Genomic DNA, 27000 nt, shown 5'->3' with positions numbered 1-27000 from the left:
TCCGAGAACGACGATGCGTATAACGCACATTTGATAACAGCCGCAACCTGAAGGAATCGCTTAAGCGATTGGGTGGGGCGCGAAATATTGTCCTCTCTTGGGACCGGACGCGCTACACAATATAGAAGAGAAATGTTCAGGTAATGAACGAAATTTAGTGCGTGGGCGAATTATAACAGGATTTTAAATAATGTCACGAAGTTTTATTGTTTTTTCCTTTAATCATTCAAATAAATCTACTTTTTATGTGTAACTGGCTATTTTTAATCTTAAATTAAATAAAAATTATTTAAGCATCGTTCTTAATCATTCTACTCATTCTATGTTTTTCTGCTCAGCAAGAAGCTCTTCAATACTTAGCCAAGCATGTTCTTGCATTATATTTACAACTTCTGATGCACCTGTTACAGCTAACATCCAAGGGTATTTTGAAAACAAATAAAATCACTTTCACTTTCTAAATAAGATCATTATCGTTCTAAAAAAATTACTTTTTAGATATCAATTTCCTTTCCTAATTTTTATTTACTAATTAGGCTCCTTAAGGAGATTCAAAAGAGAGAAAAACTTCAACACGAATCAAATATTACTTAAATGTTACTTTCGCAACAGAGCGATTTAAAACGACACAATACTTCTAACCTACACCATAAATTCATAACTTAATTCCTCGACTAGATTAGCTTTAATAGCCTTACTTGAATTTCATCTACGACATTAACTGGTAAAGTCCCTGTAATAATCTGCTTACACTTTAGTTTTTTATACAATTCGAATCTTTTCCTTATTTTTACTTCTTCTTTTTCAGCAACTGCATTTAAATACGTTCTCGCCATTTGCCGCTTCACAATAATTTCCACACATTCTTCCACGTCAAAAGAAGGCATCAATAAAAACGTGAACTGATCATTTTCAATATATTGCTTCAATTCTAAATATTCATGCACAATATTTTCTGGATAACTCATAAAGCCAGATGAACAAACAATAATTGCTTTTGCATTATCTGAAATAAGATTTTTAATCTGGAAATACAGTTCTAAATTACGCTTTGCATAATCATCATAGCCGTGTTGATCAATAAATTGAGCGATACTCCCTTTATTTTCGATAAAATATTCATCCAAATCGAAATAAGGAATATTCATTTTCAGAGCAAGTAATTTTGCTGTCGTGGTTTTCCCTGCTCCACCTAAACCAATAAAGTGAATCACCAATGTTTATTTTTCCTGACTTGTAATGTGTCTTGTTATTTTCAATATTGCATAAAAAAGCCCTCATAAAGATGAAGGCTTTTTAAAACTAGATCCACAAAGTTATTTCACATTAAAAGTGATTACTTCGCAGCTTCACCCCAAGCAGGAACAACAGCTTGCATCAACGGTTTTAACATTTTCATAGAACACGCAATCACTTGGCCATTTTCCATAGAATCTGAACCACCACGAGCATCAACGACTGTACCACCCGCTTCTTTCACAATAAGCTCGCCTGCTGCGATATCCCAAGGTTTTAAACCGAGTTCAAAATAACCATCTAAACGACCAGCCGCAACATAAGCCAAGTCTAATGCAGCAGAACCTGCACGACGATATTGTGCACCAGCTTCAGTTACATTTAATAATGATTCAAAATGGTTTTTCGCATAAGAAACAATCTCACCATTACGTTTTACACGGTAAGCATGACCTACACCCATGAGTGTATTTTCAAGGCTGTCTTTGATGTTTACACGAATACGACGCTGGTTCAGCATTGCGCCACGACCACGACTTGCAGAGAACAATTCGTCTTTTACTGGATCATAAATCACACCGTGTTGAGTGATGCCTTTATGCTGTACAGCAATAGATACGCAGAAATGAGGAAAACCGTTAATGAAGTTTAAAGTACCATCAAGCGGATCAATGATCCAACACCAATCGGCATCGTGACCCTTACCTTCTTGTAAACCAAACTCTTCACCAAGGAAGCTGTGATTTTTATAACTTTTACGAAGTGTATCAATCGTCAACTGTTCGATGTAGCGATCTACTCGAGTCACAGGACCATCGATACCTTTTTCTTCGACTTGTAGATCGAGCTTATGACGATTTTGATGCGCTTTTAAAATTTCTTGACCAACTAATTGAGCCGCACGCGCAGCCATAACCACCATAGGTTCCATTGAACACCCACTACAAATTTGAAGAATCTGATAAAGAATAATGCATAAAAGCCCCAACATTTTAGCAAATATTGGGGCTTTTAGGGGAATTAGTTTTTAAAACTTTAGAAACTTAGAATAAACAGAAACTTAAACATGCTGAACAAGTTTTAACCATGCTTTTTCAATCGAATTTTGAACGCCTTTGGCATCTAAACCACAATCTTGCAACATTTCCGCATGTGAAGCTTGTGGAAGAAATTCATCGGGTAACCCAAGATTCAGTATGGGTTTGATAATCTGCGCTTGAGCCATAAACTCATTTACCGCACTTCCCGCACCTGCCATGACTGCATGTTCTTCTACAGTCACAAATAAACTGGTTTTATCTGCAAGATTGCGAAGAATCTGTTCATCCAATGGTTTTACAAAACGCATATTAATCACACGCACCGCAATATCCAGTTGTGTTGCAAGGTTTTTAGCAGCTTCAACTGCAACCTGCACACGACTACCAAATGCCAGAATGCTAATGCCTTCTTCATGTTCGGCATTCAATTCCATTAACAATTCAGCTTTACCCATTTCAAGTACAGTGAGCTGTTGTTGGATTTCAACGCCTAATCCGTTACCACGTGGGTAACGTACAGCGGCAGGACCATTATAAAGGTAAGCTGTATGCAACATCTGACGACATTCATTTTCGTCTTTTGGAGCCATAATTACCATATTTGGAACTGTACGCATAAAGGCATAATCGTACGCACCTGCATGCGTAGGACCATCTTCACCGACCAAGCCTGCACGGTCTATACCAAAAGTGACATCTAGATTTTGCAATGCTACATCATGAATAAGCTGATCATAACCACGTTGCAAGAATGTTGAGTAAATCGCAACAACAGGTTTTAATCCTTCACATGCCATACCTGCTGCTAATGTCACTGCATGTTGTTCTGCAATAGCAACATCAAAGTAGCGTTCTGGAAATTGTTTGGCAAACTGTACCATTCCAGAACCTTCACACATTGCAGGTGTGATGGCGATTAATTTCTCATCTTGTGCTGCTTCATCACATAACCATTGACCAAAAACATCTGCATATTTTGGTGCTGTATGTTTTGCAGCTACTGCATTTAATTTATTAATCGCGTGATATTTTATTTGATCCACTTCGGCAGGTGCAAAACCCTTACCTTTCACAGTATAAATGTGAATTAAGCGTGGGCCTTTACGTTTTTTCAATGCATTGAAGACTTGTACCAATTGATCAACATCATGACCATCAAATGGTCCAAAATAGTCAAAACCAATGGCTTTAAACAAGTTATCTGCTGCATCTGTTGCAGACTCATGTAAACGGGATGTATAGTTCCATTCTGGATAATCTTGTACAAAAGCTTGACCAAGTTCATCAATATTAACGAACTGCCCTTGCTCCCAAATAGACGCTAAATGCTTTGCAAAACCACCAGTACTCTGTGAGATTGACATATCGTTGTCATTTAACACCACCATCATATCTGCATTATGTGCAACAGCATCATTCATCGCTTCAAAAGCCATGCCTGCTGTCATTGCACCATCACCTACAATCGCAACAACATCACGGGCTGAATTTTGGTAACGACTGGCTAAAGCCATACCTAAACCTGCCGATATTGCAGTAGATGAATGACCCACACCGAAAGTATCAAATTCAGATTCTTCGCGTGCAGGGAAAGCAGCTAAACCATTTTTTGCACGAATTGTGGTGAGTTGCTCACGGCGACCCGTTAAGGCTTTATGTGGATAAGCTTGATGACCAACATCCCACACCAAACGATCATTTGGCGTGTTAAAACAATAATGTAAAGCGACCGATAATTCGATAACGCCTAAGTTTGCACCAAAATGCCCGCCACTTTGTCCAGCAGCATACAAAATAAATTGACGCAATTCGTCTGCGACCTGTACCAATTCGCTTTGCTCAAACTGACGTAATTGTTGAGGGTGATCAATACGATCCAACAATGGCGTAACAGGACGTTGACTAGGTATTTCGGTATACAACATATGTGGCAAAGCCTTCTAAAGCCTGGCGAATCGAAGCTAGGTACACGGGTTAGCATGATCGTGAAATTGCATCATATCACATTCGATCAGCCACATTTAAATGATGCGTCATTGGAAGTGATCCAATTTCGCAAGCGTGTTCGTAGCGTCAATTATCCTGAATAATCTATCTATATATCAACTATTATCGTGTGGTTTATACAAAAAAGAAAATTATATATCTCAGTTATGTATAAATACTTGTTTTACTATTCTAGCAATGTCTGAGCATTACGCTATACTTTAGTCAATTTCTAAACAAGTCATGGGAGATTCTGTGTCGATTGAGTTTGTTGCCACGTCTAATTTACCAACAGCTTATGGTGAATTTAAAATTTCTGTATTTCAGGATCCCCAAACAGGTGAAGAGCATGTTGCCCTTTCTAAAGGTCTGGAAAATACTCCCACAGAACCCGTATTGGTTCGTATTCATTCAGAATGCTTAACGGGTGATGCTTTTGGCTCATTGAAGTGTGATTGTGGCCCACAGTTACATGACACCATGAAAATGATCAATGATGCAGGTCAAGGCGTCATTTTATATTTGCGCCAAGAAGGTCGTGGTATTGGTTTGACCAATAAAATTCGTGCTTATGCTTTGCAAGATCAAGGACATGACACAGTTGATGCTAATTTGTTATTAAATCTCCCTGCTGATGCACGTACCTATGATATGTGTACGATCATTCTCGATCACTTACAGGTCAAACGCGTGAAGCTCATCACCAATAATCCTTTAAAAATAAAAGCCTTAACTGAATTAGGTGTCGATATCATTGATCGTGTACCGTTGACGGTCGGTTTAAATAAATTCAATGAAGATTATTTAAAGACTAAACATGATCGTATGTCGCATATGTACAAAAAAGATGACTTTTAAATCAAAATAATTCCGTTCGATAACTGGAGATAAAGCAAATAAAATGAATTTCTATCTTATTTGATTTATCTCCAGTTATTCGGCACTTGTATTCAATCAAGATGCAGCTAGTCTAATCACACAAAAATCACTCAAAATACTTTCTGATGGTATCTACCAAATTGATCCCGATCAATTGGATACTGAAGATAGAGAGCAAGTTGTGATTAGCTATGAAAAATGCCTATATATTAATGAATTAGAAAGTTTTGAAGGTATTTTAAATACATGGATGTATGGCAAAGAAATAAATGATATTATTGAGCATAACAATTAGATCAAAACCAATAATATCAATGAAATCAATACGAATTCCAATCATTTTATATGTACGCACTTAGAAGTGAAAAAGAAATAAATTAAAACCTTACTTTTTTTATGGTTTTATGTTTTGATATATTTATTCAAGTTTTCTAAATACTTTAATCTTCCATAGAGGGTCATCATGCAGAATCCAACTTCAGTTGATATTCAACGTGTCCGTGAGTTTCTCCTCGACTTACAAGCACGTATCTGCGCTGGATTAGAACAGCAGGAACAAATCGGCGGTGGTACGGCACATTTTGAAATTGATGACTGGCAACGCCCTGAAGGTGGCGGTGGTCGCTCACGTGTATTACAAAATGGTACCGTGATTGAAAAAGGCGGTGTGATGTTTTCTCACATCAATATCTCCAAACTGCCAGCAACTGCAACTGAACGCCACCCACAAATAGCAGGTACAAAAGCCCAAGCAATGGGTGTTTCATTGGTCATTCACCCGAATAATCCCAATGTGCCAACCTCGCACGCCAATGTACGTTTATTCGTAGCAGAACCTGAAGGACAAGATCCTATTTGGTGGTTTGGCGGTGGTTTTGACCTCACACCATTCTATCCTAATGATGAAGATGTTTTAGCATGGCACCAAAAAGCCAGTGATTTAAGTGCGCCATTTGGTGAAAATGTTTATGCAGAACACAAACAATGGTGCGATGACTATTTCTATTTAAAACACCGTGATGAACAGCGCGGCGTAGGTGGCTTATTCTTTGATGATTTAAACCAATGGGATTTTGAAACGTGTTTTGAATATATCCAAGCGGTCGGCAATGGTTATTTAGAAGCAATACTTCCTATTTTCAAAAAAAACCAAGATAAACCATATACAGAAGTTCAACGTGACTTCCAGCTCTACCGTCGTGGGCGTTACGTAGAATACAATTTGGTTTATGACCGTGGAACGTTGTTTGGCTTGCAAACAGGTGGTCGTATTGAGTCTATTTTAGTGAGTATGCCACCGCTTGCAGCGTGGTTATATCGACCTGAATGGGATGAAAATAGCCCTGAAAAACGTTTGGTTGATCATTACCTCAAACCTAGAGATTGGCTCAAAGAACGTCGATAAAATATAAATTTAAATCAGAACCTAACTTCATCATAAAGTTAGGTTTTTTATGATATAGACAATTATTGAAAAATTTACTCACAATTTAGTGAGAATAATTCACATTAATACATATTTTCAATTGCGTTTAGCGTTATGCTTCATCCTCACAAATAACTTAAGATTAGCTTAAAAACCCTTACATTTTTAATCTCCTACTCTCGTTTCAAAGTTATAGTCTTCAAGGTGTGAAATATGAAAAATATGTTAGAAAATCATAAGATTATGCTCTCTTTAAGCTTGCTTTTTTTATTGGCATGTTCAGTTTTAATCACCATTTTGTCACAAAACCATGTATTCGATAGTATTTCAATTACCTCTAGCATTTTATTCGCCATGGGTTTTATCGTTATTTTTGCCATGATTTTCCTTGATTTTCTAACATCTGTTTGTAATCCTTAAATTTATTTTAAAGAAAAAACATTAAAAATTTCCCAAAAAATTCAAGAATAATAAGTTCCTTTAAAACTAAATTTTGCCTGATATTTTTGTTGTCCTGCCTATTTTGACGTATATTATTGCCATTCTAAAAAATCATTCCAAGCCAACATGGACATTTGACATGAGTAAACAATTCGCAGTCATTGGCAATCCCATTGAGCACTCTCGCTCACCTGAGCTACATCATCGTTTTGCAGAGAAAACGGGGATTGATCTTGAATATAAAAAGCGTCTTGCGCCATTGGATGGTTTTGAAAACAATGTAAATGAGTTTTTTTCGCAAAATGGCATCGGGATGAATGTCACCGTTCCTTTTAAAGAGCAAGCTTTTGCATTGTGCCAACAACTGACTGAGCGTGCCAAAATTGCCAAAGCAGTCAATACGCTTTGGATGAAAAATGGTGTATTACATGGTGATAATACCGATGGTCAAGGTTTAGTCGATGCAATTCGAGCCTTAGATTGGGATCTTACAAACAGCCAAATTTTAATTATTGGTGCAGGCGGCGCAACACGTGGTGTGATCTATCCTTTGGTCAAAGCAGGTGCAAAGAAAGTTGTGATTGCCAATCGTACACTTGCGAGAGCAGAACAATTGGTATCAGATTTAAAAAATGCGGTACCAGAAGCAGAACTTTCTGCCTGTGGATTGGATAAATTAGAGGGTCAGTTTGATCTTATCATTAATGCAACTTCTGCAAGTTTAAGCGGTGATGCATTAATTCTTCCTGAGAATTTAAAATTTAATCATGCTTATGAAATGGCATATGGCAAACCATCGAGCTTTCTAGACCAAGCCAGAGCACGTCAAATTCCGATTTCAGAAGGTTATGGAATGTTGGTTGGACAAGCCATTGAAGCCTTTTATATTTGGAACAGTGTCCGTCCCAATCTTAAAGATTTTTTATAAGGTCAAATTGCCGCTAGGCTTCACTTAAAAATAATAAACCCTCGCTCCTTTTCAAGAGCGAGGGTTTATAAAACTAAAATCAATTATTCACATCATGCTATAAATTACTTTAATTGAGCATCACTCAAAGCCTGATAGGTCTGTTTAAACAAATCATAATCAATAAATTCAACAGAGTCTTCATTCAAACTCATAACCAATTGATCCGTAAATTTACCATTCATAAGTGCACGATAAGATTTCGCCAATACATTCACAGTCTTAGAAAACTCAGCACGTTGCCCTTTTTCAATATCATTTTCAGCTTCAAACTTCTGCGTATAATATTGAGTAAAAACAGCTTCTGTTGTTTTATATTGCTTTTGCAATTTTTGAATTTCTAAAACACTTTGCTTATCTTTCCAAACTTTAACCACAATCTCATCAATGCTATTACCAAAGTCATCGTCATATTGATGATCATCTTCTAAATGATGCTTTTTCTTCAACGCTTCAATATGTTTTAAAGCAGCACCTTTCAGATTATAAATTTCTTCGTCAGAATAAGAATATGCATATACAGCCGCAATTTCTTGTAAATCCTGTGCTGAATATTGTTTCACTAAATCAGGTTTTTCCGCCGTTAATTTGCTAATAAATACGGCTTTATAGGTTTTTTCATAAGATCCCGATTGGGTGAAAACCTGTTCTGCCAATTGCGCTAAACGCTCATCTACACTTAAATAGTTCTGCTCAGAATCTTCTTCTGATGTAGAACCTTTAGCAATACCGCCAATCGTTCTTTCCATGAAACTTCCTTTAAAAATTTCATTAAAAGATTTTGCTTCTTTTAGAATTTGCGGATCAATTTTATTGGCCTTACCATAATTGAGAATTTCCATATCTAACTTAACATTAAGTTTTTGTTTAGAAAAATCTATTCCTAAATCATAATCTACTTTTATTGCACGACCTTGATCATCTAAAGCTAGATCCACCACCAAAGTATTTCGCTCAGCTTTTGGTGGCAAACTCGCTGTAATTTCAGCATGATGCTGATCCCAAAGTTGCTTGAATTGATTTGCATCAACTAACTGCTCTTTAGCATAACCTTCAAAGTTTTGAGACAACGCTTTGCTTGCTTGCTCTTGGTTGGTTTGATTGGTATCGGTAGCTAAAGTAGATTTTGCTTGATTTGTTGTATTTAAAAGATCAATTTCATAATGATATTCACAATAATCAACATCACCAAAACGGACTTTAGATTTATTCTGAACTAAATCTTCACACTGCTGTTCTGAAAGAATTTTTTCTTCCCGCGCAGAATCTTCTTCTGCTGGTTCACTCTGTTCTAAATCACTATTTTTTGAAGCAGATTGCTCATCAACAGTACGTTCATCAGCTCGAGCTTCCGTACCTTCAGCGTCATTGTCTTCTACATCCTCCTCAACTCCATCAGCTTGAGTAGATTCGCCATGAACAACTCGATTCACAGCATAATAAAGCTTATACATCGCTTTATCAGCTTGACCATCTGATACCGCTAAAGCTGCTGCTTCTTCAACCGTTTGATCAGCCCCATGAGCTGCTGTTGCAGAAATATCTACAAGCTCTTTATTTTCAGAATCATCTAGTATTTTTGCAATATTCGCCTGATTCAAGCCAAGTACAGTATTCATAAAATATTGGCGGTTGATTGATGCGTATAACTTGCCTTGTAACAACAACTCTTCCGCAGAAGTATGTAAGCGAATTTTCTCTACCACACCTGCCTGTTTTTCGGCAGCAGTAACACTCACATTTTCAATTTGATCTTTAGGTGCTAACACATACGTTGTCGCACCAGATTGCTTTAAGAATTCAATTAAAGCCTGAGCATTTACTTTAGAAATATCTTTTTTATATTTAGAAAAATCATAATAAGCATATTTATCTTGATCTTGTGGATTAGCTAAATAAGGCATCAGTGAAAAAATTTGTGTATAAAAACGATATTCATTTAAATCTAAAATGGTGGGAATACGCATTTCTACCGAAAGATTCGGCTTGTTATACTTGGTCTCTAAATTAAACGATGCCATTTTTTGACGATAATTGACCGTTCCATCGTAGCGAATCTGAACATCATTCAAAATATTTTGAACAACTTCAGCACCTTTCGTTAAATAATCACCCAAACCACTGGTATCATTTTTCACAATGGACTGATATAAATCTTTCTTTTGTTGTGCTGTGAGTTGGATATTTTGCTGCTTTAAATATTGATCCAATTTTTTCTCAATCGCTGGGTCAAGTCCTTTTTGTTGAGCCGATCCTTGTTGAGTCTTTTTACTCTTTTGATCCATTTGAACTTTGACTTGCCCACGATAGTCAAAACTTGGATATTCATATATCGCATTAAACCCTTGAATTGCACGTTGTGAAGCATCCAAGTTGCTATTTGCAGCATTGCTTTTAAGTATATGCGATGAACAAGCTGATAAGCTCAACCCGAGGAGACATAAAGTTAATTGTTTTAAACGCATGAGTGATTCACACCTAAATATTTATAATAACTAAAAATAATAAACGAATAATATAAAAAAAAACTTATACATCGTATCAAAAAACAACCGATTTTACCTGTACTTTTTCTACCAAATTCGCTTTTCTGACATTTTTTTTAGCCTATCTTATCAATGCATTCTTTAGCTGAAATCTGAATAATCATATTACTTTTTAAAATCCAAAAAATATTTAGATTAGGATTTAACACATGCCAGCATATAAAGCCCCGTTACGTGACATTCGTTTCTTAATGAATGAAGTTTTAGACTACTCTACCCACTATAAAGCATTATCTATTGGCGAAAATGCCGATACAGACACAATAGATATGATTTTAGAAGGTGCAGCAGATTTTTGTGAAAATGTACTTTCTCCACTGAACCAATCGGGTGATGAAGAAGGTTGTCATTTTAAAGATGGCGAAGTCACCACGCCAAAAGGCTTCAAAGAAGCTTATAACCAGTTCATCCAAGGTGGATGGCAAGGTCTGTCTTACCCAGAAGAGTTTGGTGGTCAAGGCTTACCAATGTCTTTAAACCTGATCAAATCTGAAATGATGGGTACTGCAAACTGGTCATTCACCATGTACCCAGGTTTAAGTATGGGTTGCATGAACACGATCATGCAATTTGGTACAGATGAACAAAAAAATACTTATATGCCACCGTTAACCGCAGGTACTTGGTCAGGTACGATGTGTTTAACTGAACCACAATGTGGTACAGACTTAGGTCAGGTAAAAACTAAAGCAGAACCAAATGCAGATGGTACTTATGCAGTTACAGGGACAAAAATCTTCATTTCTGCGGGTGAGCATGATTTAACAGAAAATATCATCCATATCGTACTTGCACGCCTTCCAGATGCCCCTGCAGGTACACGTGGTATTTCATTGTTTATCGTACCTAAATTCCTACCAACTGCTGATGGTGGTTTAGGTGAACGCAATCCTGTGACTTGTGGTTCAATTGAACACAAAATGGGTATCCGCGCTTCTGCAACTGCTGTTTTAAACTTTGATGCTGCAACGGGTTATTTAATCGGTGAAGTCAATAAAGGTTTACATGCAATGTTCACATTTATGAACACTGCACGTATTGGTACGGCTGTACAAGGTCTTGCACATGCTGAGTTAGCATTCCAAGGCGCATTACCATATGCCAAAGATCGCATGTCTATGCGTGCCCTTTCTGGTAAAAAAGAGCCTGAAAAAGTTGCTGACTCGATCATTCATCATGCAGATGTACGCCGCATGTTATTGACCCAAAAAGCAATTGCTGAAGGTGGTCGTTCGATGATTTATCATGCAGCACAGCTTGCAGATAAAATGACAGATGCACTTGCTCAAGGCGAACAAGCAAAATTTGATGAATATGATGACAAATTAGGTTTCTTTACCCCAATTCTAAAAGGTTTCTTAACTGAATTGGGGTTAGAAGCTGCAAATTTGGGTATGCAAGTATTTGGTGGTCATGGTTATATCAAAGAACACGGTATGGAACAAATTGCTCGTGATGCACGTATTTCCACATTGTACGAAGGTACAACAGGCGTACAAGCACTTGATTTAATTGGTCGTAAAGTTTTACTTTCTTCTAAAGGGAAAGTCGTTCGTGAATACACTGCTGAAATTTTAAAGTTCTGCGGTCAACATGCGCGTAATAAATACATGCGTAGATTTGCATGGGATTTAACCAAAATCTGTGCACAATGGAATGCTTTAACTGTACGTATCATGCTTGCAGCGCGTAAAGACCGTGACATCGTATCTTCTGCTTCTGTAGACTTCTTGATGTTCTCTGGCTATGCCATGATGGCATATTACTGGGCACAACAAGCAGCTGTAGCTTCAGAAAAATTAGCGTCTGGAACTGGTGCTGAAACTACTGAATTTTATAAAGCAAAAATCAAAGTTGCTGATTTCTACTTTGAACAGTTATTACCGCGTACCCAAGGTCATGCAGAGTCAATGCTGAACCCTTCACGTACCATGATGTCACTTGAAGCTGAACATTTTAGTTTTGATTACTAATACTGTTTTTAACTAATAATACTTGTTTGACAACTCAACCGTGAATCTAACAAGGCATTAAAAAGAGCGCTTAGACGCTCTTTTTAATGCCTACTCATCTTCTCTTTTATCATAGCTATGTACTATCAAAATTTTGCGGAAGAATAACTGAGTCACCGTTTAATCACATTATAATATGTATGAACTCAACACAATAATGCAAAATAAATCACATTAAACAAAATTAATGATAAATAATTTGATTAATTTTATTTATTATTGTACTTTACTGAAAATAAACCATCTATTTCAAAGAAAAATTTCTAAAAGAAATGATAAATAGGAAGAACTAAATGAAAACACAACTATTATTAATTGCCTCAAGCTTAACGCTTTTTGCATGTGTAGATGCAGGACAACTCGGGCATATTTCACACCCATCTAATGTAGCCTTAAATATTATTCCAGATCATAAGTTAGACCTCATTGCAGATCGTAGTAGTACAATAACGCCAGATACGCTTAAAAAAATAAATGATGACAAAACAACTGAAAATTATAAACAAAATCATAAAGTAACAGCAATTTGTCAAAAGTTCTATTTTGCAGGTAGCGAAGCAACAACAGATCTAGCCAATAAAACAACGACGATTACATTCCTCAATGGAGAAAAAGTGTTATACAGAAATCTATGCTTTATTGAAAATGCCAATCCAAATAATTCTACTTATTATTCTATGTCAACTATTAACAAATCGTAGACTGCGAAACATGTTCAAACTCGAAAATGAGTCGCTAAACCACAATAAACGTTATGTTAAAAACCTCATAACTTGCTATGTCACTGTTTGACATACAGAAAACTTAGTCTTTTAATTTAGTGGTTGCTTATTTATCTCAAACCGTTCCAATCTACAATAGATTGGAACGGTTTTTTTATATTTTTAATCCATTAAAAGTTAAATGAACTCTTCCAAAACCGAATTTAAAAATACATGCCCTTGCTCTGTGCATACCAAAAAATTGGGATTATCCACCATCAACTTCCGCTGTTTTAACGAATGTAACCTTTCCTCTAAATCTGTCAAATTCTGCCCAGTACGCTCTGCATAAAATTGTGCATCTACACCCTCATTTAATCGCAAGGCATTCATCATAAATTCAAAAGGCATTTCTTCATTTTCAATGCGTTTAAATTGCACATGCCCCGCAGGTACTTTGGCTAAATAATCTTTCGGTAAACGTGTTTTCTGAAAACGATAAACACCATCTGGCTGGGTGACTTTACCATGTGCACCTGCACCAATTGCCAGATAATCGCCAAACTGCCAATAATTTAGATTATGTGCAGAAGGCTTCTCCTTACGCCAAGCTGATACTTCATAATTAATAAAACCCTGCGCTTTTAAATAGGCTTCGCCCTGCTCCTGAATGACTTCAAGTACATCATCCACAGGTAAAATAGGTTGGGTCCTAAAAAATACAGTATTGGGTTCAATGGTTAATTGATACCACGACACATGCGTTGCACCATTTTCTACAGCGAGTTTTAAATCGAGTAAAGCCTGCTCTAAAGTCTGCTCAGGCAAACCATGCATTAAATCAACATTAACTCGTTCAAACCCTGCTTCTCTGGCATTTTGGATGGCAGTGATTGCATCATCATTGGAATGAATTCGCCCAAGTTTTTGTAGATGGTCTGTATTAAAACTTTGTACCCCAAGGGATAAGCGATTAATTCCTGCGTCTAGATATTCTGCAAATGGGTCATGCTCTACCGTTCCTGGATTTGCTTCAAGAGTAATTTCACAACCATCTTCAAATGGAAGAAGGCTTTTTAACTGTGCAAATAACCACGAATAAGCTTGTGCAGAAATTAAAGAGGGTGTTCCCCCACCAATAAAAACGCTATGAATTTTACGATTTTGGGCAAAATCAATCTGAGTTTTAAAGTCTTCCACCAAAGCCTGCAAGTATTCCTGTTCTAATTCAAGTGACAATTCACCATTTGGAACAGCATGCGAGTTAAAGTCACAATACGGACACTTACGCACACACCAAGGCATGTGAATATAAAGTGATAAAGGAATATTTTGGGGATTTAAATCAGCCAAGGAACAAGCTCAGAACAATTTTGAATAGTCGATAATTTTAACACGACTTTTGCAATCAAATGAGATCAAGTCATAAATTTGCTTTAGACTGATCATGAAGAATAACAAAAGATATTCAAAATGATGAAAATATCCAGTCAGTTATTGCTGCTACTTCCTCTTGCAATGGGCATAGGTATTGCCATGACTTTTCAAACTGCAATCAACAGCCAATTACGTGAATATTTACATTCCCCGATACAAGCCGCCCTTTTGTCATTTTTAATTGGTACAATCGTACTGGCTATTTTTGTGTTTTTTCAAGCTGTGCCAAAACCAACACTACACAGTTTAAGTGTCATTCCTTGGTATTTATGGTTAGGTAGATGCTTAGGTGTTTATGCAATCAGTATCAGCATTTTTACTGCACCCAAACTTGGTTTTCTGACGCTGTCAGGTTTAATTATTTTTGGGCAGATGATCATGTCGATGCTTTTGGATCATTTTGGCTTACTTGGTATAGAAAAAACACCTGTAAATTGGCAACGACTTTTAGGTGGCGTGGTGATTTTTCTTGGTGTGCTTCTCACTTTACAACGCTGATACCTCCTTTTCTAAGCACTAAATTAAACCGTAATACGAGTAATTTTTGTGTCTCATGTATCCCCAGTCACCACAACGCGCTTTGAGTTGAAGCAACTTTTCAAATTGATGTTTCCTATTTTAATCACACAATTTGCGCAAGCAGGTTTTGGATTAATTGACACCATCATGGCAGGACATTTATCTGCACAAGACCTTGCTTCTATTGCAGTCGGTGTTGGTTTATGGATTCCAGTAATGTTACTTTTTAGTGGCATTATGATCGCAACCACGCCACTTGTTGCAGAAGTAAATGGTGCACGTGACCCTGCAAAAATTCCATCCATTGTCCGACAGTCACTTTGGATTGCCCTAGTATTGGGAATAATTGCGGCTTTGATTTTACAAATACTGCCTTTTTTATTACCACTGTTTAATGTGCCAGAAAGCTTGATTCCAAAAGCCAGTTTATTCCTTCACTCCATTAGTTTAGGCATGCCTGCAGTCACGATGTATGCAGCATTAAGAGGATATTCCGAAGCGATTGGCTACCCTCGCCCTGTGACTGCAATTAGCTTAATCGCACTGGTACTATTAATTCCGCTGAATTTTATTTTCATGTACGGCATTGGGCCAATTCCCCATTTAGGCAGTGCAGGCTGTGGTTTTGCGACTGCAATTTTGCAATGGCTGATGTTCTTTGCTTTAGCATTGTATATTTTAAAAGCCAAGCGATATCAAAAAACGCAGCCTTTTGCAGTGTGGGAAAAAATCAATCCTGTTTTGATTAAAAGAATCATTCACTTAGGCTTGCCCATTGGCTTAGCTATTTTCTTTGAAGTGAGTATTTTTAGTACAGGTGCAATTATTCTCAGTCCATTGGGTGACATTACTGTCGCAGCACATCAAATTGCGATCTCCGTGACTTCTCAATTGTTTATGATTCCGATGTCTTTGGCAATTGCGCTCACTATTCGGACAGGAATGTATTATGGTGAAAAAAATTGGCCCGCGATGATAAAAGTACAGAAAGTGGGTTTAATCGTAGGAACAGGATTTGCTTTCATTACCATGTTACTGATGTGGCTATTCAGACATCAAATTGTTGCAGTATATACCAACGATTTTGGTGTCACCCATGTTGCGGTCTACCTGATTTTATTTGCAATTGCTTATCAGCTCATGGATGCATGGCAAGTCAGTGCTGCGGGATGCTTACGTGGCATGCAAGACACCAAAGGTCCAATGTGGATCACTATGTTGGCTTATTGGATCATCGCCTTCCCTGTCGGAATTTATTTAGCACGTTATACCGATATGGGTGCAGCAGGTGTTTGGATGGGTTTAATTGTCGGCTTAAGCATTGCCTGTGTATTATTAATCACACGTTTGTATATGAATAATAAAAGATTACGCCTACATAATGGCTTGTAAATAATTGAATAAACGATCCTCTCTTTTGTTAAATGAAAGAGAGGTTTTATACATAAGTAACTTTTCAACTGATTCAAATGAAGATCAATCATCCAAATAGAATCAGTGATTCATTACATTATGAATCATCATTTCACAAAAACTTTTGAATCAACAAAAATGGAATCATAAAACTACCCTTTATTGTTCAGAGCATCTTTCAAACCTTGTGGCATTTCTGATTCATCGGCAACATCTTTGATAACTACCTGTCCAACAATTACATCTGTACCATTGAATGTCATGGTGGGTGCACCATAAAGCGCATAGCCATCGTTTAAAGCCTGAGTCACTCTTGCACAGAAATTCACATCATCTTTACCTGTTAAATATCGATAAACCTTCATTGCATAACCACTTTTATGATTTCGAATAATTTTATCTCTAAGCGATGCATAAATGTGTTAAAACCAATCTAAGCGATAAATAAATACATACATACATACATACATACATACAGTTGATCATAATTTTTACCGTTAAATAGAATTTTTTATTTATCCATGACCGTATTTTAAAAAATGAATGCCCAAATTAAAAACTTAAGCAAAACAAAATAACTTTGCAGAAACAATATTTTAACAATTTAAAGTAGGCAGTTTAAGTTTTGTCGCCTATGATCAAAATCAATAAAACTTTATTCAAGTTTAAGGGACGCTCACGAATGTCTAAAAATACCAGTACGCCCGGTCGCCGTTTTTTGAAACTTGCCAGTATGACAGCAAGTATTGCGACAAAAACGGTATCCAATTCTATTCGTAACTTAAATGCGGATGAAGAACAAAAAAATGAAGCTCGCAGTAAATTATTTCAAGATATTGGGTTACAAATTGCTGATACATTGGGAGAAATGAAAGGCGCCGTGATGAAGGTTGGGCAAATCGCCTCACAATATAAAGATATTTTCCCGCCAGAAGTCGCAAAAGCCATTGCCAAATTACAGCGTCAAGCCCCTGCCATGCCTTATGCAGACATTAAAAAACAAGTCGAAAAAGAATTGGGTAAACCAATTGATAAAGCATTTTTAAACTTTGATGAACACCCTTTTGCTGCAGCATCTATTGGTCAAGTGCATAAAGCAACATTACCCAATGGCACGCCTGTCGTAGTAAAAGTACAATATCCAGGAGTAGATGTCGCTTGTGAAAGTGACTTAAAACAAGTTCGTTTAGCCCTACGATTAATGGGTGTGATTAAAATTGATAAAAAATTACAAGACCGATTATTTAAAGAAATTCAAGACAGTTTGCATGAAGAACTGAACTACGAAATAGAAGCACAGAATCTACAAGTGTTTAAAACTTTTCATCAAGCTTTGGACAGTAAGATCATCATTCCTAAGGTTTTCCCAGAATATTCGAGTCGTCGTATTTTAACGCTGAGTTTAGAAAATGGTGAAAGTATTGAAACTGCAAGTACTTGGAACGTAGCGATTCGCAATGAAATTGGGCAACGCTTAGTACGTGCTTTAGGACAGCAAATTTTCTTTTTAAAGCGTTTCCATTGTGACCCACATCCAGGGAATTTTGCTTTTAGAGAAGATGGCAGTGTCATTATTTACGATTTTGGTGGTGTAAAAACGCTATCGAATGAACTCATTAGCCATTTTAAAACCCTTGTCCGTGCAGGACGCAAACAAGATATTGCAACCATTGAAAATGAACTGCTTGCCTTAGACGCACTTGCAGAAAAAGATAAATTTCCAGAAGAACTCTACAAAGCATGGTTAGAGGTTTTACTCCGTCCACTCAGTACATACTATGATTTTGCAGAAAATTCAGCACATCACGATGGTATGCGATTAGTCAAAAAATCATTGAAATATTGGGATGTCTTTAAACCATCTCCAGATACTTTAATGGTCAACCGAACAATTTCAGGGCAATATTGGAATCTTATTCATTTAAAAGTACATGACAATTTAAATGAATTATTTGAAGAACTGGTCGATAACCATGACTAATTGTCTAAGTTGAAAATCTACACTTGAAATACAGTACATGAGTCGCATTAATTTAATTTTAAGCTATCAAAGTTAAAGTTTATTTTGTAAGTAGATAACACCTTATGAGCCTAAGCACTTTCCTCCTGCTTGGGCTCTTTTTTTATAATTTTCTAATCACAACTATTTCGCAGATAGCATCATTTGAAAGAGATAAAAACCAATCACTAAGCAAATCACACCAACAACAACACTAGAAACGGTATAAGCCAAAGCAATTGGAATATGCCCATTTCGAATCAATTGAAAAGTCTCTAAGCCAAAACTAGAAAATGTAGTAAATCCACCTAAAATCCCGACCATGAAAAATAAGCGTGTTTCATTTTGTAGAATTGGATAACGTTGTGTAAATGCAAAAAATACCCCTGCCAGAAAACAACCGAATAAATTGACATACCATGTTGTCCACGGAAATAAGCTGTATGGCTTAAAAAAAATCAACCCTGCACCATAACGTAAACATGCACCAATTGCCCCACCACATGCGACCAGCAGCCAATTCATTGCTATATTCCTAGATGTGTATAAGTCGAATGTTATCCACAGATTAGCATGGGGTTGGTTAACAATCTAATGATAATGGTCGTTCATTGCGTACATGAAAATCGACCTGAGGAACGATAAAAGCGAATACATCTTGCTCATTCACCCCCCATTCTTTGAACAATGGACAATGTATATTAAGTACATCGACAGCTTGAATTTGATCAAAATCAAAGGGCATTTCGATATCCCCCTGCGATAATTTTTGTGGTTGATCTACCCATTGCACCCACGCATGTTCTTGATCAACCAAATAGCGAATCGCCTCATCCCATGAAGAAAAGAAACTTTCCCACGCCAAAGGCAATGATTTGTGATGACTGATTTGCACTAAACTTTGTAATTGATATTCAGCATCGAGTTGAATATCGGTTTGAATGTGTTGCTGTATTTTTTGATGTAAGAATTGAATCGCATATTGTGCAGGCATCGCATCACTGGCTAAACGCCCACTCATGACATACATCATTTGATCAACAATCACTTGATCAAAAAATGCAGTTTTTTCTTGTTGATCTGGACTGATATAAAATCGCCAATTGCTTTGTTTGGGCGAAGGCATCCTTTTTCGAAGTGTTTTTAGAAAAGAAAAACTAAAATGATAATGTTGATAGGTCAGAATTGTAAAAATCGTTTTACCTTGTTTTTCGAATAATTGTACTGAATCGGGATATCGCTCTCGCACTTGATCGATATCCACCAACCACGATAAATACACGATATTTTCAACCTGACTTTGCAATTGCATAAAGGGTAAAAATTTCATCATCACACGACGTAAACGAAGTAAAAATGAACTTTGTACGATAGGGCTGAGCCATTTTAGTAACCAATGTGCTTCTTTATTTTTAATGTGATGACGATTCATATCTGCCTATTTTTATCTTCATTTTCACTTTAATTCTAACAAGAATATCTTCCACACATGCGCTACATTCTGAAAATAATCATTGCTACAGAATTAAATACGATTTTTAGATTTATTGGTTATGATAGCCAAGCAATTTAACAAGGAATTCTAAAGTCATGGCACAAGATTTATTGAATCAACTTCAATCAGGTGATGCAAAATTTGCAGATGTGATCGCATTTATTGAAGCTCGTTATACCCACACCGCAACTGCGTTCCAAAATGGTTTGCAACACAATGCTGCAACAGAAAATCAAGGCAGTGCAAAGGTCTTTTCATTCGCAAAATTAAATGATTTAGACCCACAACAAACATTAAGTCTATTTGCAGAACATTATGCTTCTGTACTGGCAACACCTGATGCAACAGATCACCAAAACATTCGCCAATTTATGCAAAATGGCTGGGATGGTATTCAATTTGAAGGTACAGCATTAACAGCAAAATAGTTTTGTCGATATTTAGACACTGAATATCAAATAAGAGATCGCAAGTGATTTGCAATACTTGTGATCTCCTCTAAAAAGTCTGAATCAATATATCCATTTATCATTCTATGGTCGCTCATCAAATTGTGGTAAATCATCCGAAATCGTATCCCACTCCGCCCTAGATGCAGCATATATATGCATTGTTGGTTTCTGTTCGAGTGGTGTATCTAAAGTCCCGATTCTTAGACGATAAGTATCCGGAGTTTCTGCTTTAATACTGATAATTGGCGAAGCACATTCAGCACAAAAACAACGGTCTGTAGTCGCTGTCGATTTATATTTTTTGAGTAAATGCTCACCTTGTACGATTTTAAAATCTGCCTTCTGAATGGGTGCATTAGTCGCAAATGCTGTACCATTAGCTTTGCGGCAACGCTGACAATGACATTGGATAATCTCACCAATTTCACCATGAATTTCATAGCGAATACCACCGCACAAACAACTTCCTGTATATCGTTTTGCTTCAGACATAAACTTAACTCAAACAAAGGGAAAACTAAAACTAGCACGCTTTCATCAACTTAACGGTAAATTAATTTTACTTTTTAAAGCCAATACAATCACCTTTTCAGCCAATGCTCAACACCCTCTCCCGCAGCACGCCCAGTCGCAAAACACGCTGTGAGTAAGTAACCACCTGTTGGTGCATCCCAATCCAGCATTTCACCACAACAAAATAGGTATGGATTTGACTTTAATTGTAGATGCGCTGTTAATGCATTTTGCTTGATACCACCTGCACAACTAATCGCCTCATCAATTGGGCGGAAATCAGTCAAGGTTATTTTTAAATTTTTAATCCGTTGGGCTAACAGTTCAGGTTGATTCCATAACGATTTATCAACCAACTCACGAACTAAATTGGCTTTAGCCAGATCCAATCCTGCTTTGCGCCATACATTACTCATCGATTGTTTTTTAAAAGCTTGTAATTTTTGTGCCAATTGATGTATTGATTGATCAGGCAATAAATCTAAATATAGACTCATCTCTTGTTGCTGTTTTTGTAAAGCACGCAATGCACGACCTTGTTTATAGATCAAACCACTTTCTAAACCATAATGGCTAATCACTATATCGCCTTGGGTCTTCGGCTGCCCCTCCACCCACGCGTCTACACGTTTTAAAGGCTGTCCAAATATCGTGTGCATATACGAAGACCATTCTCGTACAACACCTGCATTACTTGGCTGAAAAGCATCTATTTCATCTGAGTTTAGCCATTGTTGCCACGCCCCATCGCTACCGAGCCTCATCCATGAAACTGCACCACAAGCCAAAATAATGGCATCAAATGACGTTTCAAATATGTGTTCATCAAGTAAATTTTGAATAGTTAAGCGATTCGATTGTAAATCTAAAACTTGGTGGCGGTAATGAAACTGCACACCATCCTGTAACAAGCGTTTTAACCAAGCACGTAATAGCGGTGCAGTTTTCATCTCCAGAGGAAAAATACGCCCTGAACTACCAACATAGGATTCTATTCCTAAATCCTTCATCCAATTTTGAATCCAATCAGCGTCCCATTTTTTAACCCAAGGTTTGAGCCATTCTGAATGATCATAACGCTGAATAAATTGTGCAAAATTTTCTGTATGGGAAATATTTAACCCTGTTTTTCCTGCCATCAAAAATTTACGTGCAGCAGAAGGCTTTTGTTCAAACACATGAATTTCTGTATCAGGCAGTGAACTTTGGCTCAGTACTTCAGCAGCCATTAAACCCGCAGGTCCTGCCCCAATAATCGCTACACGCTTATTTGACATCAGGCTGCTCTGGAGTGAGTTGCTGTCCCTGCAAAGGTTGAAAATAATCAAATCGTGTTGTGAAACTCTCAGGCTTAGAGATAATCAATTGTTGACACAATTCACCACGTTCTAAATATTTAATTTCAAAATGAGTTCGTGCTGAATCTTGAGCAATCACTTGCTTTTCATAAGGCAATTGCCAAACCATTTTCAATTGTTGTTCAGCTTCATCAATATATTCTGGAATATTACTGGCTAAAGTAATCGTACCATTCTGAGCCAATCGAGAAATCAAAAACTCAAAAAACGGCATATTTAACCATCGCTGAGCAGGATTATGTGGTTCTGGATTGGGGTAGAGGATAAAAAACTGTTGTACTTGTTTGGGAAATAAAGCATGAACCACCCAGGGCAAAGCATCTGCATGCATAGGCGTTAAATTATTTTGTCCTTCAATCTGGTGTTGTTTCTGCATTGCCAAAAACTTTTCACGAGTCCGTTCAATTGCAATCAATTCATCCATTGGATTATCTGTTGTAAATAGCAACGCATGTTTGCCTTTACCTGCGCCTATTTCGATACAAATAGGGCTATTTTCAATCGGGTGAAAATCACGAGGCGCATGCATACGATGGGCTTGAAATTGACGAATCGGCATAATCAGATCAAACTAGTAAAAATCAGCACAAGTTTAACAATTCTTTTCCCATCGTGCTGTTCAATTTAAGGATTCAATTATGTCACGCACTTTCCCTTGCCCCCGCTGCGGAGAACCTTCTACATGGGAAAATAATGAATTCCGCCCTTTTTGTTGTGATCGTTGCAAGTTAATCGATTTAGGCGCTTGGGCAAATGAAGACTATCAATTACCTACTGAAGACGCACCTCAAGCAGAAGATTAGTCATTTCATCTTCTGCATTTCTGTTTATGATTCTATTAATCATTTTGCTATCATTTATTCTTGTAAATTTATCTTAAATTAAATTTTTAAAACAGAAACAGGGCACTTTTTGTTTCAATTTAAAACATAATTCATCTATTTTTCACAATAACCAACTACTATTGTAAAAATCAAAACAATATTATTATTGTGCGACACAATTATCATTTTAAATATAAAACTCAATATAGCATGCTCACCAAAAAAGGTGCCGGAGTCGAAAATGTATATCGGTCTTAAGGTTTTTGTGATTCTCTTATCTTTATTATGCGTTTTTTTTACGTTTATCGGAGTATACACTCTCGATTTTTCACTCATATCTGTTGGCGTATTATTTGCTATTTCAATTCTATTAGTGACTTTAGAAACCCGAAATAAATTAACAAGCCCATTTAAATAAGTTTAATTTTCAAGCTCTTAATAACTATTAATAAAATTGTTTAATTTTTTTAAATTATGTATAATTCCACACTTCTAGAATAAAAAGCTATCTATTTAACATAGAAAGTGGAATAACAATGAAAACATACATAACCTTAAAAATCATGTTGAGCTTTCTTATTGTCATGGGAATCATGTTCCTAATGCTTGGCATCTATAATTTAGACAGTTCTTTGGTGTCAATTGCTTGTTTATTTGCCGTCGCGAGCTTCATTCTTAAATTAGAGATAAAAGAATATTCCTTTAATCCTTTTGCGTAACTAATCATGCTATAGATCCCATAGGACAACGAATAGAATCTCCTTTATAAATGCTTTTATTTACCCAATAAAATTATAAAATAAATCTAAGAGCTCAACCATTCAAAAAAACTTCTCCAATATTTGAGGAAAAGCCTTTTTAAAATTTGAGCATTAGTTAACATTATCGTCGATGAATCTATATGATTCTTTATCCAGCTTTACTCGCCACAAATGGATTATGTTGTTTTTCGAAACCAATCGTACTCATCGGACCATGTCCAGAAATAAATTGTGTTTCATCGGGTAAACTAAAACATTCTCTTTGAATTGAATCTAAAAGCTGTTGGTGATTCCCTTTGGGAAAATCGGTACGCCCAATAGATCCTTTAAATAGCACATCACCCGTCCACAACACACCATAATTTGCATTATAAAACATCACATGACCTGGTGTATGACCGGGTGCAAAACGCACCTCAAATTCTTCTTCACCCAGAATGAGTTTCTCCCCACCTTCAAGCCATTGTGTAACAGTAACGGGTTCTGGAATAGGAAAACCATAACGCGCAGAGACTTCTTGAATCATATCCAGCCAAAATAAATCTTCTTTATGTGGTCCAATTACAGGAATTTTCCATTCGTTGGCTAAAGCACCGACTGCACCGGCGTGATCTAAATGTCCATGTGTCAACCACAGTGCTTTTACGGTCAATCCCAAAGCTTCAACTTCTTGTTTAAGTTTTTCTGGTTCACCACCTGCATCTATCAGCACGGCTTCTTTGCTTTCTGAATCCCAAACAATCGAACAATTTTGAGCAAATGCGGTAACTGGAACAATTTTGACTTGTAGCATCATGGTTTCCTCAAAGTCATCCTAAAAATCATGCACTCTTTAAATGAAAATGAATTGCATCTAATTGAGTTTGTAAAAGTTGTGTAAATAATTCAATGTGATCTGAACGGTTATTTAAAGCAGGAATATAGTCATATTGCTGACCACCAGCTTGGAGAAAAAATTCAGCATTTTGGATTGCCAACTCTTCTAAAGTTTCTAAACAATCTGCCGAAAAAGCTGGACTCAACACCTGAACAGATTTTACACCTTGTTGTGCCCATTCAAGTAGCAGTTGGTCTGTATAGGGTTTCACCCATTCTTGCTTACCAAATCTAGACTGGAAACTAATCGCCCATTGATCATCGGCTAAGCCTAAAGCCTGTGCGACTTTCAATGCTGTTACTCTACAACGATCTGCATAAGGATCGCCCTTATCGGCATAAGGTTGTGGAATACCATGAAAAGACATCAACAATTTTTCCGCTTGACCATGTTGTTGTTGATATTCACGCACACTATTGGCTAAAGCCTGAATATAAAGTGGATGTTGGTAATAATCACGAATAAGACTTAAACCAGGTAAATTTCTTTGCTCTAAGACCCATTTCGAGATTACATCATATAAAGGTGCTGTCGATGTTGCAGAATATTGCGGAAATAAAGGTAATAAAATAATGTGATCGTATTGAGTCTGAGCTGCGTTTTTTAAAACTTGATTAATACCCGGCTGACCATAAGTCATTGCAGCTACGATATTTAAATCTAATTCTGGATTGCAATCAATCAACTTTTTTTGAGTCAATTCAACTTGTTGAAATAAGATTTCTCGCATTGGAGAGTCTTCTGACCAAACCTGTGCATAAGCTTTGGCAACACGTTTTGGTCGAAAAGGTAAAACGAAAGCATGTAAAATAATTGCCCAAATGAATTTAGGAATTTCTATCACACGCTGATCAGATAAAAATTGCTTTAAAAAAGCACGAACTGCAGGTGCAGACGGCGCATCTGGTGTGCCTAGATTTGCCAAAATAATGAGAACTTTAGGTATGGATAAAGACATTATGACTCTAATTTGAACATCATCAAAATCTAGCTTAGCAGAGTCTTAAAGCAAACAACATTCTAGATTAATAGATTGACGATCTTTGACTGCTAATTTTTTGATAGCCATCAAGCAACTTCAAACATTTCTCCGTCATTTGCCACAGCATTCGCTGACGATCATCACGCCCCACAGGAACAATCCATTCATTTTGACGTACTTGTTGTTTAATCATATGTAATGAACGAATATTAATCTGCGCTCTAGACACTGCATGCGCACGTGGCATCATCACTTGTGCATCGCTTAAACCTGTATTGTTTAAATATTCATTCAACGCTTTTGAAAAGAAATCTTCAGGTGTCGGCTGTCTAAACTCTACAATGAGAATTTCTAACATTTCAGCCCATGTCATTTCACGAATAGGCGATAATTCTTTAAAATTACCATCCTGATAAGCATGCATCCGATAATCAAAATTAAATACTTCATGCAACGAGACTTTAGGCAAAGTCAAAAATGGATCCGCTTCTTTCTGACCATGTTCAATCGAAACTTGCGCTAACTTTGTTTTTAAATGATCAATTTCATCTTGTAAAACTTGAATACTTTGGGGTCTTACCCATCCTACTACAGGATAACGCTCTAACATTTGTGGCATATAAGAGCGAACAGCCAACTCCAAATCGCGCAACGTTCTGTAGGTTACGACTTGCTCAACTTCTTTTTGTAGTTGATGTCTAAATTCGTTAAATTTTTCTTTGAGAATCGGTACATCTTCTTTTAAATCGGCATCACGAGAATCTGGGCTCTCATGCATAAAAACAATAATTGGTTTTTGCTTAGTGACTGCGTAAATATATTCTAGATTTAAATAACTTACCCCAGAAACAGATTGCTCACCATATTGGCTTCCCAATAACAATAAAACATAATCACAATCATCAATTTGGCGACGTGCAAAAGCAGTACTTAAAGGTGTACGCTGTTCTAATCCCCAAGAAAAAAAGCCCATTCCAATGAGCGTCTGTGAAACAGCCATTCGCTCTGGCTGCATCTCTTTACCAGACGTTGTAATAAAAACTTGATACCGTTTATCGAGCATAGGTCAGCCTATTTTTGTCATATCACTCGCTAAATTCTGTCCTGAATCATTTTTCGAGTCACATGCCCTACAC

The 27000-nt window shown here is 36.8% G+C and carries 25 protein-coding genes and 1 pseudogene; 12 read left to right on the top strand and 14 right to left on the bottom strand.

Annotation, left to right across the window (positions count from 1 at the left end):
- Positions 1–674 precede the first annotated feature (674 nt).
- The 3 genes from ACG94X_RS01205 to dxs form a co-directional block, all read right to left on the bottom strand.
- Entirely contained in the window at positions 675–1214 is a 540-nt protein-coding gene (locus ACG94X_RS01205) for a shikimate kinase (RefSeq protein ID WP_419382004.1), read from the bottom strand.
- Positions 1215–1336: 122 nt separating this feature from the next.
- A complete protein-coding gene (locus ACG94X_RS01200) occupies positions 1337–2167 on the bottom strand; it encodes an inositol monophosphatase family protein (RefSeq protein ID WP_419381911.1) in 831 nt (276 codons plus the stop codon).
- A 129-nt stretch (positions 2168–2296) separates the two neighbouring features.
- Positions 2297–4201 carry a 1-deoxy-D-xylulose-5-phosphate synthase gene (gene dxs, locus ACG94X_RS01195; RefSeq protein ID WP_419381910.1) on the bottom strand — a complete coding sequence of 635 codons (1905 nt, stop codon included), beginning with the start codon at positions 4199–4201 and terminating at the stop codon, positions 2297–2299.
- On the opposite strand from dxs, the gene ACG94X_RS01190 reads away from it, so the two are divergent.
- From ACG94X_RS01190 to aroE, 5 genes and pseudogenes are all read left to right on the top strand, one after another.
- On the top strand, positions 4202–4366 hold the full coding sequence (locus ACG94X_RS01190) for a hypothetical protein (protein ID WP_419381909.1): 165 nt from the start codon (positions 4202–4204) through the stop codon (positions 4364–4366).
- 151 nt (positions 4367–4517) lie between these two features.
- Entirely contained in the window at positions 4518–5120 is a 603-nt protein-coding gene (gene ribA / locus ACG94X_RS01185; protein ID WP_419381908.1) for a GTP cyclohydrolase II, read from the top strand.
- A gap of 121 nt (positions 5121–5241) precedes the next feature.
- Positions 5242–5436: pseudogene (locus ACG94X_RS01180) on the top strand (DUF4844 domain-containing protein); the annotation flags it as partial.
- 168 nt (positions 5437–5604) lie between these two features.
- Positions 5605–6546: an oxygen-dependent coproporphyrinogen oxidase gene (gene hemF, locus ACG94X_RS01175; protein ID WP_419381907.1), complete on the top strand. Its 942-nt coding sequence runs from the start codon at positions 5605–5607 to the stop codon at positions 6544–6546.
- 601 nt (positions 6547–7147) lie between these two features.
- Positions 7148–7936: a shikimate dehydrogenase gene (gene aroE / locus ACG94X_RS01170; protein ID WP_419381906.1), complete on the top strand. Its 789-nt coding sequence runs from the start codon at positions 7148–7150 to the stop codon at positions 7934–7936.
- 104 nt (positions 7937–8040) lie between these two features.
- Here aroE and ACG94X_RS01165 read toward each other — a convergent pair whose 3' ends face one another.
- Positions 8041–10440 carry a hypothetical protein gene (locus ACG94X_RS01165; RefSeq protein ID WP_419381905.1) on the bottom strand — a complete coding sequence of 800 codons (2400 nt, stop codon included), beginning with the start codon at positions 10438–10440 and terminating at the stop codon, positions 8041–8043.
- Positions 10441–10670: 230 nt separating this feature from the next.
- On the opposite strand from ACG94X_RS01165, the gene ACG94X_RS01160 reads away from it, so the two are divergent.
- Entirely contained in the window at positions 10671–12494 is a 1824-nt protein-coding gene (locus tag ACG94X_RS01160; protein ID WP_419381904.1) for an acyl-CoA dehydrogenase C-terminal domain-containing protein, read from the top strand.
- 332 nt (positions 12495–12826) lie between these two features.
- Positions 12827–13234: a hypothetical protein gene (locus ACG94X_RS01155; protein ID WP_419381903.1), complete on the top strand. Its 408-nt coding sequence runs from the start codon at positions 12827–12829 to the stop codon at positions 13232–13234.
- A 198-nt stretch (positions 13235–13432) separates the two neighbouring features.
- Here the strand turns inward: ACG94X_RS01155 and hemW are convergent, their stop codons facing one another.
- Positions 13433–14587: a radical SAM family heme chaperone HemW gene (gene hemW / locus ACG94X_RS01150; protein WP_419381902.1), complete on the bottom strand. Its 1155-nt coding sequence runs from the start codon at positions 14585–14587 to the stop codon at positions 13433–13435.
- Positions 14588–14707: 120 nt separating this feature from the next.
- Here hemW and ACG94X_RS01145 point away from each other — a divergent pair, with 120 nt between their 5' ends.
- Positions 14708–15169, top strand: a complete 462-nt coding sequence (locus ACG94X_RS01145) for a DMT family transporter (protein ID WP_419381901.1) — start codon at positions 14708–14710, stop codon at positions 15167–15169.
- 108 nt (positions 15170–15277) lie between these two features.
- Positions 15278–16582 carry an MATE family efflux transporter gene (locus tag ACG94X_RS01140; RefSeq protein ID WP_419382003.1) on the top strand — a complete coding sequence of 435 codons (1305 nt, stop codon included), beginning with the start codon at positions 15278–15280 and terminating at the stop codon, positions 16580–16582.
- A 173-nt stretch (positions 16583–16755) separates the two neighbouring features.
- Here ACG94X_RS01140 and ACG94X_RS01135 read toward each other — a convergent pair whose 3' ends face one another.
- Positions 16756–16968 (bottom strand): DUF1737 domain-containing protein, encoded by a 213-nt coding sequence (locus tag ACG94X_RS01135; protein WP_419381900.1) that lies wholly within the window; start codon positions 16966–16968, stop codon positions 16756–16758.
- A gap of 317 nt (positions 16969–17285) precedes the next feature.
- Between ACG94X_RS01135 and ACG94X_RS01130 the strand changes: the two genes are divergently transcribed.
- Positions 17286–18584 (top strand): ABC1 kinase family protein, encoded by a 1299-nt coding sequence (locus ACG94X_RS01130; protein ID WP_419381899.1) that lies wholly within the window; start codon positions 17286–17288, stop codon positions 18582–18584.
- Positions 18585–18746: 162 nt separating this feature from the next.
- Here the strand turns inward: ACG94X_RS01130 and crcB are convergent, their stop codons facing one another.
- The gene (gene crcB, locus ACG94X_RS01125) at positions 18747–19127 is read right to left on the bottom strand and encodes a fluoride efflux transporter CrcB (RefSeq protein WP_419381898.1); all 381 of its coding nucleotides are present in this window, start codon (positions 19125–19127) and stop codon (positions 18747–18749) included.
- A 58-nt stretch (positions 19128–19185) separates the two neighbouring features.
- Entirely contained in the window at positions 19186–20034 is an 849-nt protein-coding gene (locus tag ACG94X_RS01120) for a hypothetical protein (protein WP_419381897.1), read from the bottom strand.
- Positions 20035–20192: 158 nt separating this feature from the next.
- Here ACG94X_RS01120 and ACG94X_RS01115 point away from each other — a divergent pair, with 158 nt between their 5' ends.
- Entirely contained in the window at positions 20193–20525 is a 333-nt protein-coding gene (locus ACG94X_RS01115) for a HopJ type III effector protein (protein WP_419381896.1), read from the top strand.
- 105 nt (positions 20526–20630) lie between these two features.
- Here ACG94X_RS01115 and ACG94X_RS01110 read toward each other — a convergent pair whose 3' ends face one another.
- The 3 genes from ACG94X_RS01110 to ACG94X_RS01100 form a co-directional block, all read right to left on the bottom strand.
- Positions 20631–21041, bottom strand: a complete 411-nt coding sequence (locus tag ACG94X_RS01110; protein ID WP_419381895.1) for a GFA family protein — start codon at positions 21039–21041, stop codon at positions 20631–20633.
- A gap of 89 nt (positions 21042–21130) precedes the next feature.
- Entirely contained in the window at positions 21131–22339 is a 1209-nt protein-coding gene (locus tag ACG94X_RS01105) for a TIGR03862 family flavoprotein (RefSeq protein ID WP_419381894.1), read from the bottom strand.
- Positions 22329–22985 (bottom strand): class I SAM-dependent methyltransferase, encoded by a 657-nt coding sequence (locus ACG94X_RS01100; protein WP_419382002.1) that lies wholly within the window; start codon positions 22983–22985, stop codon positions 22329–22331. The genes ACG94X_RS01105 and ACG94X_RS01100 overlap by 11 nt, the downstream gene beginning before the upstream one ends.
- A 73-nt stretch (positions 22986–23058) precedes the next feature.
- On the opposite strand from ACG94X_RS01100, the gene ACG94X_RS01095 reads away from it, so the two are divergent.
- Positions 23059–23223 carry a DNA gyrase inhibitor YacG gene (locus ACG94X_RS01095; RefSeq protein ID WP_419381893.1) on the top strand — a complete coding sequence of 55 codons (165 nt, stop codon included), beginning with the start codon at positions 23059–23061 and terminating at the stop codon, positions 23221–23223.
- Positions 23224–24153: 930 nt separating this feature from the next.
- Here ACG94X_RS01095 and ACG94X_RS01090 read toward each other — a convergent pair.
- The 3 genes from ACG94X_RS01090 to ACG94X_RS01080 form a co-directional block, all read right to left on the bottom strand.
- On the bottom strand, positions 24154–24798 hold the full coding sequence (locus ACG94X_RS01090; RefSeq protein ID WP_419382001.1) for an MBL fold metallo-hydrolase: 645 nt from the start codon (positions 24796–24798) through the stop codon (positions 24154–24156).
- Positions 24799–24826: 28 nt separating this feature from the next.
- Positions 24827–25840 carry a ferrochelatase gene (gene hemH, locus ACG94X_RS01085; RefSeq protein WP_419381892.1) on the bottom strand — a complete coding sequence of 338 codons (1014 nt, stop codon included), beginning with the start codon at positions 25838–25840 and terminating at the stop codon, positions 24827–24829.
- A 67-nt stretch (positions 25841–25907) separates the two neighbouring features.
- On the bottom strand, positions 25908–26927 hold the full coding sequence (locus tag ACG94X_RS01080) for a DUF4062 domain-containing protein (RefSeq protein ID WP_419381891.1): 1020 nt from the start codon (positions 26925–26927) through the stop codon (positions 25908–25910).
- Positions 26928–27000 lie beyond the last annotated feature (73 nt).

This window comes from Acinetobacter psychrotolerans (assembly GCF_048552595.1).
Taxonomy (GTDB): domain Bacteria; phylum Pseudomonadota; class Gammaproteobacteria; order Pseudomonadales; family Moraxellaceae; genus Acinetobacter.
Note: the sequence above shows the minus strand (reverse complement) of the source record. Positions and strands in the feature narration are given on the sequence as shown.